The following is a 9160-nucleotide window of genomic DNA, read 5'->3' as shown; positions in this document are numbered from 1 at the left end:
GGTGCATCCGGGAGGATTCGAACCTCCGACCGCTCGGTTCGTAGCCGAGTACTCTATCCAGCTGAGCTACGGATGCATCGGGAAATTTATTTTACTGCTGATATTGATATCGCTACTAAAGCCATATCAAGTAAGAGATGGTGCATCCGGGAGGATTACTCGCCTTGCGGCTCGCCCTTCTGGCCGTTGCTAAAGCAACGTTATCCTCCCTAGTGCTTGCGGTTAGTACCGCCACCTCTTCGACACCTTCATCGCTGAAGATTTCGGAGAATATGGTGCATCCGGGAGGATTCGAACCTCCGACCGCTCGGTTCGTAGCCGAGTACTCTATCCAGCTGAGCTACGGATGCAAATGGCGGTGAGGCGGGGATTCGAACCCCGGATGCAGCTTTTGACCGCATACTCCCTTAGCAGGGGAGCGCCTTCAGCCTCTCGGCCACCTCACCACACGCCTCTTACGAGTGCTTCGAAGAACTTGTTTATCGCTCATCGTCGCTGCGTGGCGCACATATTACTTTCTGAGACTTATAAGTCAAACAATTTTTCCCACACTTTTATCGTTTGCACACTTCACGCTCAATTAGTCTGTAAAAACGTCAAAAAGAGTGTTTTATCAACAGAAAAACGGAGGTCTGACAGATAGCAGTAATGCAAAAAATGGAGACTAAAGTTGAATGAACGGGAGTAAAGCGAAAAAACAATGGAGTGAAGGAGGAATTTTGAGGGTGCGTCTCACCGATAAAGATGAGACGCGGAAAGATTAGTAACTGGACTGCTGGGATTTTTCAGCCTGGATACGCTGGTAGATCTCTTCACGGTGAACAGAAACTTCCTTCGGGGCATTTACGCCAATACGTACCTGGTTGCCCTTTACCCCTAAAACTGTCACGGTGACCTCATCCCCAATCATGAGGGTCTCACCAACTCGACGAGTCAGAATCAGCATTCTTTGCTCCTTGAAAGATTAAAAGAGTCGGGTCTCTCTGTATCCCGGCATTATCCATCATATAACGCCAAAAAGTAAGCAATGACAAACACATTACATGTAAGCAGTCATGGCATTACATTCTGTTAAACCTAAGTTTAGCCGATATACACAACTTCAACCTGACTTTATCGTTGTCGATAGCGTTAATGCGAATGCCGTGAAGCGAGTCCACGGCATTGCCTGACGCTTATATTATTGCAATTTCGCGCTGACCCAGCCTTTCACACTGGCTAACGCTGCAGGTAAGGCCGCAGCATCCGTACCACCGGCTTGCGCCATGTCAGGACGTCCACCACCCTTGCCGCCCACCTGCTGAGCGACCATACCAATCAGTTCCCCTGCTTTCACACGATCTGTGACGTCCTTAGATACGCCTGCAATCAGAGAAACCTTACCTTCGGCTACCGTTGCCAGCACGATAATTGTCGACCCCAGCTGATTTTTTAAATCGTCAACCATGGTACGCAACATTTTCGGCTCAACACCGCTAAGCTTGCTAACCAACAGCTTAACACCATTAACATCAATTGCCTTACTGGAAAGATTTGCGCTCTCCTGTGCGGCAGCTTGTTCTTTAAGCTGTTGTAACTCTTTTTCCAGCTGACGCGTACGCTCCAGTACTGAGCGCACTTTATCAGCCAGATTATTGCTATCGCCTTTCAACAGATGTGCGACTTCGCTTAAGCGATCGCTGTCTGCATGAACGGTGGCGATAGCGCCTTCTCCGGTTACCGCTTCGATACGACGAACACCTGCAGCAGTACCCGATTCAGAGATGATGCGGAACAGACCAATATCACCGGTGCGGCTTGCGTGAGTACCGCCACACAGCTCGGTGGAGAAATCGCCCATGCTCAGCACGCGTACGCGCTCATCATACTTCTCGCCAAACAGCGCCATCGCACCTTTCGCTTTCGCCGCTTCGAGATCCATGATGTTGGTTTCGATCGGCAAGTTACGGCGAATCTGCGCGTTCACCAGGTCTTCGACTGCACGAATCTCTTCTGGTTTCATCGCTTCGTTGTGTGAAAAGTCGAAGCGCAGCACTTTGTCGTTAACCAATGAACCTTTCTGCGATACATGAGTACCCAGAACCTGGCGCAGCGCAGCGTGCATCAGGTGCGTTGCGGAGTGATTCAGACGAATACGAGCGCGACGAGCCTCATCAACATCAGCCTGCACCGCGTCGCCCACTTTCAGAGAACCCGCAGCAAGTTTACCGATGTGACCAATCGCCTGGCCGTATTTCTGCGTATCTTCCACCGCAAAGGAGAAGTTAACGCCTTTCAGTTCGCCTTTATCGCCAACCTGACCGCCAGATTCCGCATAGAATGGCGTTTGATCCAGCACGACTACCGCTTCCTGGCCTGCATTAATGGCATCAACCGCTTTACCATCAACAAACAGCGCGGTCACTTTGCCGTTCAGTTCCAGATGGTCATAGCCTTTAAATTCAGATGCACTGTCAACACGGATCATTGCGTTGTAATCGGCACCAAAGCCGCTGGCTTCGCGCGCACGACGACGCTGCTCTTCCATTGCTGCTTCAAAACCAGCTTCGTCAACTTTGATGTTGCGTTCACGACAAACATCAGCCGTCAGGTCAACCGGGAAACCGTAGGTGTCGTACAGACGGAAAGCAGTTTCGCCATCCAGCGTATCGCCAGAAAGTTTCGCCAGCTCTTCGTCCAGCAGCGCCAGACCGCGCTCCAGAGTGCGGGCAAACTGTTCTTCTTCAGTCTTCAGCACCTGCTCAACCTGTGCCTGCTGGCGTTTCAGGTCTTCACCCGCAGAGCCCATAACGTCGATCAGCGGACCAACCAGTTTGTAGAAGAAGGTTTCTTTCGCGCCCAGCATATTACCGTGACGCACTGCGCGACGAATGATACGACGCAGTACATAACCACGGTTTTCATTGGACGGCATTACGCCATCCGCGATCAGGAACGCACAAGAACGAATGTGGTCAGCGATTACGCGCAGCGATTTATTGCTCAGATCGGTCGCGCCAGTGACTTTCGCTACCGCCTGGATCAGCGTGCGGAACAGGTCGATGTCATAGTTAGAGTTAACGTGTTGCAGCACCGCAGCAATACGCTCCAGACCCATACCGGTATCTACAGACGGCTTCGGCAGCGGTTCCATCGTGCCATCTGCCTGGCGGTTGAACTGCATGAAGACGATGTTCCAAATCTCAATGTAACGGTCGCCGTCTTCTTCCGGACTTCCCGGAGGGCCACCCCAAATGTGGTCGCCGTGATCGTAAAAGATTTCGGTGCACGGGCCACACGGACCAGTGTCACCCATCTGCCAGAAGTTGTCAGATGCGTATGGTGCACCTTTGTTATCGCCGATGCGAATAATACGTTCGCGCGGGATCCCTACTTCTTTTTCCCAGATTTCGTAGGCTTCGTCGTCGCTTTCATAGACGGTAACCCACAGACGCTCTTTCGGCAGGGCAAACCATTTTTCGCTGGTCAGCAGTTCCCATGCAAACTGAATAGCATCGTGTTTGAAATAGTCGCCGAAGCTGAAGTTGCCCAGCATTTCGAAGAAGGTATGGTGACGCGCGGTGTAACCGACGTTTTCCAGGTCGTTGTGTTTACCACCCGCACGCACGCAGCGTTGGGAAGTGGTAGCGCGGGAATAATTACGCTTGTCGAGCCCAAGGAACACATCCTTGAACTGGTTCATCCCGGCGTTGGTAAACAACAAAGTTGGGTCGTTATGGGGTACCAGGGAGCTGCTGGCAACTACCTGATGTCCCTTACTATGGAAAAAGTCGAGAAACGCCTGACGGATCTCAGCGGTGCTCTTGCTCATAATTATCCTGAAATCAAGCTAACGAAATATCGCCACCAGCGACAGCGTGTCTTAACCGCTGGGCTGGTAACTGAAAAGTGGGAATAAGATAAGTTTTCTTGACTGGGAAGTAAAATACCGTATGCGTTCAGTCGGCAAAATTTCGCCAAATATCCTGGATATCCTCCATCAGATAGCCGCGATAGAGCAGAAAACGCTGGATCTTAACTTTTTCTGAAAAGACAGTTGGCAAAGGTTCGCCATATTTTCGCGTCGCCTGATCGCGCGCCAGTGCGCACCAGTCGATGTCACATTCACGCATCGCTTTTTCTGTCGCTTCGCGGGAAATACCTTTCTGATTCAGTTCCTGACGAATACGCGCAGGACCATAACCTTTGCGGCTACGGCTGGCGATAAAGCGCGCAACAAATCGGCTGTCATCGAGATAGCCATGTTCATGGCACCAGGCGATAACGCGCTCGTAATCTTCTGCCGTGGCATCAATCTCTTCCGGGCCATTTTTGCCCATAATCGGTGCCGCGAGTTTACGTCGCAGTTCTTGCTCACTGTGATCGCGCACCGCCAGAATGCGTACCGCACGATCCAACAGGCGAGCATATGCCGGGCGACGGGACGTTGATTCTGTCATGGCATATCCTTACAACTTAAAAAGCAAAAGGGCCGCAGATGCGACCCTTGTGTATCAAACAAGACGATTAAAAATCTTCGTTAGTTTCTGCTACGCCTTCGCTGTCATCTACAGAGAAATCCGGCGTTGAGTTCGGGTTGCTCAGCAGCAACTCACGTACTTTCTTCTCGATCTCTTTCGCAGTTTCCGGGTTGTCTTTCAGCCAGGCAGTCGCATTCGCTTTACCCTGACCGATCTTCTCACCTTTGTAGCTGTACCACGCGCCCGCTTTCTCGATCAGCTTCTCTTTCACGCCCAGGTCAACCAGTTCGCCGTAGAAGTTGATACCTTCGCCGTAGAGGATCTGGAATTCAGCCTGTTTAAACGGCGCAGCGATTTTGTTCTTCACCACTTTCACGCGGGTTTCGCTACCCACCACGTTTTCGCCCTCTTTCACCGCGCCGATGCGACGGATGTCGAGACGAACAGAAGCGTAGAATTTCAGCGCGTTACCACCGGTAGTCGTTTCCGGGTTACCGAACATCACACCAATTTTCATACGGATCTGGTTGATGAAGATCAGCAGCGTGTTGGACTGCTTCAGGTTACCCGCCAGCTTACGCATCGCCTGGCTCATCATACGTGCCGCAAGGCCCATGTGAGAGTCGCCGATTTCGCCTTCGATTTCCGCTTTCGGTGTCAGTGCCGCCACGGAGTCAACGACGATAACGTCTACTGCGCCAGAACGCGCCAGAGCGTCACAGATTTCCAGTGCCTGCTCGCCGGTGTCCGGCTGGGAGCACAGCAGGTTGTCGATATCGACGCCCAGTTTACGTGCATAGATTGGGTCCAGCGCGTGTTCAGCATCGATAAACGCACAGGTTTTACCTTCACGCTGGGCTGCGGCGATCACCTGTAACGTCAGCGTGGTTTTACCGGAAGATTCCGGTCCGTAGATTTCGACGATACGGCCCATCGGCAGACCACCTGCCCCAAGCGCGATATCCAGTGAAAGCGAACCGGTAGAGATGGTTTCCACATCCATGGAACGGTCTTCACCCAGGCGCATGATGGAGCCTTTACCAAATTGTTTCTCAATCTGGCCCAGTGCTGCCGCCAACGCTTTCTGTTTGTTTTCGTCGATAGCCATTTTTACTCCTGTCATGCCGGGTAATACCGGATAGTCAATATGTTCTGTTGAAGCAATTATACTGTATGCTCATACAGTATCAAGTGTTTTGTAGAAATTGTTGCCACAAGGTTTGCAATGCATACGCAGTAGCCTGACGACGCACCGCATCACGGTCACCGCTGAAGCATTCCCGCCGGGTAATGCCTTCACCACGGGCAGTGGCAAAAGCAAACCAGACGGTGCCGACAGGCTTCTCTTCACTGCCGCCATCCGGCCCGGCGATACCACTAATAGACACGGCATAATCAGCACGAGCCGCTTTCAGTGCGCCTATCGCCATTTCCACCACGACAGGCTCGCTCACCGCGCCATGCTGCGCCAGCGTCTCTTCGCGTACACCGATCATTTGCGCTTTCGCTTCGTTACTGTAGGTGACAAATCCGCGTTCAAACCAGGCGGAGCTACCGGCAATATCGGTAATCACTTTCGCTACCCAACCGCCGGTACAAGACTCAGCAGTTGTTACGGTTGCGCCACGGGCTTTCAGCGCCTGCCCAACCTGTTCGCTTAACTGCATCAGTTCACTGTCAGTCATCACAACCTCTGTCAGTCAAAAATTTATGCCGGACAAGATAGCACTTTCGTCAGGAAGATGGTGTTGGCGTTGCAATTTTACGAGGAGGATTCAGAAAAAAGCTGATTAGCCAGAGGGAAGCTCACGCCCCCCTCTTGCAAAGAGTTACTGAACGCGCGCCAGTGCCACGGCTTGTCCTAACTGCCAGACGGCCATTGCGTAATGGGTGCTGTGATTGTAACGGGTGATAGTGTAGAAGTTCGGCAAACCGTACCAGTACTGGTAACCGGTGCCAACATCCAGGCGCAGTAAGCTGGCCTGCTGATGATTGCCCAGCGGCTGCTGTGGCGTTAGTCCAGCTGCAGCAAGTTGTGAAATGCTGTACTTGGTTTTGAAGCCATTCGGTAAGCCTGGAGCCTGACCGTTTGCCATCACCGCAACCTGATCACCTTTCACCCAGCCGTGCGCTTTAAAATAGTTCGCCACACTACCGATGGCATCAACCGGATCCCACAGGTTGATATGCCCGTCGCCGCTAAAATCCACTGCATATTGTTTATAAGACGATGGCATAAACTGACCGTAGCCCATCGCACCGGCAAACGAGCCTTTCAGATTGAGCGGATCGTCCTGCTCGTCGCGCGCCATCAGCAAGAAGGTTTCCAGCTCACCAGAGAAATACTCCGCGCGGCGTGGGTAGTTAAATGACAACGTTGCCAGCGCATCGAGGATACGGGTTTTCCCCATCACGCGCCCCCAACGGGTTTCAACGCCGATAATCCCGACGATAATTTCTGGCGGTACGCCATACACTTGCCACGCACGATTCAGCGCATCTTCATACTGATTCCAGAAAACCACGCCGTTTTGCACGTTGTCCGGCGTAATAAATTTTTTGCGATAACGCAGCCATGCGCCGTTCGGACCTGATGGCGGCTTCACCGATGTGGTTGGTGCCTGGTTATCCATCAGCCGCAATACCGAATCCAGACGTTTCGCCTGGGAGAGAATTTCCTGCAACTGCTGACGATTGAAACCGTGTTTGCTCACCATTTTGTCGATGAACTGCTGGGCATTCGGGTTGTTAGCGAAGTCACCGCCCATCTGCATCACATTGTGCTGCGGCTCAAGCAGGAAGCCGCCAGACGGCGTTCCGGTGGTCGTTTCAGTCTCAGTAGGTTTTGGCTTGCTGCTACAGGCGGCAAGCAACACAAAAAGGGGAAGCAATGTTACATAACGACGCTTGAACATGAGGGGTCCATTTAACAGATTCAACCAGGGGCAAGTATGGTAAAGCATCACGCCCCGCACAAGGAAGCGGTAGTCACCGCCCGATACGGACTTTACATAACTCAACTCATTCTCCTCGCTATCCTTTCATTTAAACTTTCAAGTTAAAATATATATCTTTCATTTTGCGATCAAAATAACACTTTTAAATCTTTCAATCTGATTAGATTAGGTTGCCGTTTGGTAATAAAACAATAAATCCTGAAGGAGAGAACAATGATAGAAACCATTACTCATGGTGCAGAGTGGTTTATCGGGCTGTTCCAAAAGGGCGGAGAGGTGTTTACCGGGATGGTGACCGGCATTCTTCCGCTGTTGATTAGCCTGCTGGTTATCATGAACGCACTGATTAATTTTATCGGTCAGCATCGTATTGAACGCTTTGCTCAACGTTGCGCCGGTAACCCTGTTTCCCGTTACCTGCTGTTACCGTGCATTGGCACGTTTGTCTTTTGCAATCCGATGACCTTAAGCCTGGGTCGCTTTATGCCGGAAAAGTACAAACCCAGCTATTACGCGGCGGCCTCTTATAGCTGTCACTCAATGAATGGCCTCTTCCCCCATATCAACCCTGGCGAACTATTTGTTTATCTTGGCATTGCCAGCGGTCTGACAACGCTGAACCTGCCACTTGGCCCACTGGCGGTGAGCTATCTGTTGGTTGGTCTGGTCACTAACTTCTTCCGCGGCTGGGTGACCGATCTAACCACCGCTATTTTTGAGAAAAAGATGGGCATTCAACTTGAACAAAAAGTTCACCTGGCAGGAGCAACATCATGACGCGTATTCGGATCGAAAAAGGAACGGGTGGCTGGGGCGGCCCGCTTGAGCTGGAAGCCACGCCGGGCAAAAAAATCGTCTATATCACCGCCGGTACACGTCCTGCAATTGTCGACAAACTGGCACAGCTTACTGGCTGGCAGGCTATTGACGGATTTAAAGAAGGTGAACCCGCGGAGGCGGAAATTGGTGTCGCGGTAATCGACTGTGGCGGCACATTACGCTGCGGCATCTATCCAAAACGGCGTATTCCCACCATTAATATCCACTCGACGGGCAAGTCCGGCCCGCTGGCGCAGTACATTGTGGAAGATATTTATGTCTCTGGCGTGAAAGAAGAAAACATCACTGTAGTGGGTGATGCGACACCACCCCTCTCTTCCGTGGGCCGTGACTATGACACCAGCAAGAAAATCACCGAACAAAGCGATGGTTTACTGGCGAAGGTAGGAATGGGCATGGGTTCTGCCGTTGCTGTGTTGTTTCAATCTGGCCGTGACACTATCGACACTGTATTAAAAACCATTCTGCCGTTTATGGCGTTCGTCTCGGCGCTCATTGGCATCATTATGGCTTCTGGCCTTGGTGACTGGATTGCCCACGGTCTTGCTCCGCTGGCGAGCCATCCACTGGGTCTGGTCATGCTGGCGCTCATCTGCTCCTTCCCGCTGCTTTCACCTTTCCTCGGCCCAGGCGCAGTTATCGCACAGGTTATCGGCGTATTGATTGGCGTGCAGATTGGTCTCGGCAATATTCCGCCGCATCTGGCTTTACCTGCACTGTTTGCCATCAACGCGCAGGCGGCCTGCGACTTCATCCCGGTCGGTTTGTCGCTGGCGGAAGCCCGTCAGGACACGGTTCGCGTCGGTGTCCCTTCTGTACTGGTGAGCCGCTTTTTAACCGGCGCGCCGACTGTACTGATCGCCTGGTTTGTCTCCGGTTTTATTTATCAATAGAGGCTGAAAC

General features: G+C 51.9%; 8 protein-coding genes and 3 tRNA genes. 2 read left to right on the top strand and 9 right to left on the bottom strand.

Going from position 1 to position 9160, the window contains the following annotated elements; all coding sequences use genetic code 11:
• Positions 1-2: 2 nt before the first annotated feature.
• The 9 genes from BEB42_RS07270 to mltB all read right to left on the bottom strand — a co-directional run bounded on the left by BEB42_RS07270 (position 3) and on the right by mltB (position 7375).
• Positions 3-76: transfer RNA gene (locus tag BEB42_RS07270), tRNA-Arg, on the bottom strand.
• A gap of 197 nt (positions 77-273) precedes the next feature.
• Positions 274-350, bottom strand: a tRNA-Arg gene (locus BEB42_RS07265).
• Between the two features lie 3 nt (positions 351-353).
• Positions 354-446: transfer RNA gene (locus tag BEB42_RS07260), tRNA-Ser, on the bottom strand.
• Positions 447-760: 314 nt separating this feature from the next.
• A complete protein-coding gene (csrA, locus tag BEB42_RS07255) occupies positions 761-946 on the bottom strand; it encodes a carbon storage regulator CsrA (RefSeq protein ID WP_000906486.1) in 186 nt (61 codons plus the stop codon).
• 234 nt (positions 947-1180) lie between these two features.
• On the bottom strand, positions 1181-3811 hold the full coding sequence (alaS, locus tag BEB42_RS07250) for an alanine--tRNA ligase (RefSeq protein ID WP_000047201.1): 2631 nt from the start codon (positions 3809-3811) through the stop codon (positions 1181-1183).
• Between the two features lie 127 nt (positions 3812-3938).
• Positions 3939-4439, bottom strand: coding sequence for a recombination regulator RecX (gene recX, locus BEB42_RS07245; RefSeq protein WP_000140506.1), 501 nt, complete (start codon positions 4437-4439; stop codon positions 3939-3941).
• Positions 4440-4506: 67 nt separating this feature from the next.
• Positions 4507-5568: a recombinase RecA gene (gene recA, locus BEB42_RS07240; RefSeq protein ID WP_000963143.1), complete on the bottom strand. Its 1062-nt coding sequence runs from the start codon at positions 5566-5568 to the stop codon at positions 4507-4509.
• A gap of 79 nt (positions 5569-5647) precedes the next feature.
• The gene (gene pncC / locus BEB42_RS07235) at positions 5648-6145 is read right to left on the bottom strand and encodes a nicotinamide-nucleotide amidase (protein WP_000132231.1); all 498 of its coding nucleotides are present in this window, start codon (positions 6143-6145) and stop codon (positions 5648-5650) included.
• A gap of 144 nt (positions 6146-6289) precedes the next feature.
• A complete protein-coding gene (mltB, locus tag BEB42_RS07230) occupies positions 6290-7375 on the bottom strand; it encodes a lytic murein transglycosylase B (RefSeq protein ID WP_001352999.1) in 1086 nt (361 codons plus the stop codon).
• A 255-nt stretch (positions 7376-7630) separates the two neighbouring features.
• On the opposite strand from mltB, the gene srlA reads away from it, so the two are divergent.
• Complete coding sequence (gene srlA, locus BEB42_RS07225; RefSeq protein WP_000573321.1) at positions 7631-8194, top strand: PTS glucitol/sorbitol transporter subunit IIC; 564 nt, start codon at positions 7631-7633, stop codon at positions 8192-8194.
• The gene (gene srlE / locus BEB42_RS07220) at positions 8191-9150 is read left to right on the top strand and encodes a PTS glucitol/sorbitol transporter subunit IIB (RefSeq protein WP_000196932.1); all 960 of its coding nucleotides are present in this window, start codon (positions 8191-8193) and stop codon (positions 9148-9150) included. Before srlA ends, srlE begins: the two co-directional genes overlap by 4 nt.
• Positions 9151-9160: the final 10 nt, after the last annotated feature.

Origin of the sequence: Escherichia sp. MOD1-EC5990, assembly GCF_002965285.1 — a bacterium.
Taxonomy (GTDB): Bacteria; Pseudomonadota; Gammaproteobacteria; order Enterobacterales; family Enterobacteriaceae; genus Escherichia; species Escherichia coli_F.
Note: the sequence above shows the minus strand (reverse complement) of the source record. Positions and strands in the feature narration are given on the sequence as shown.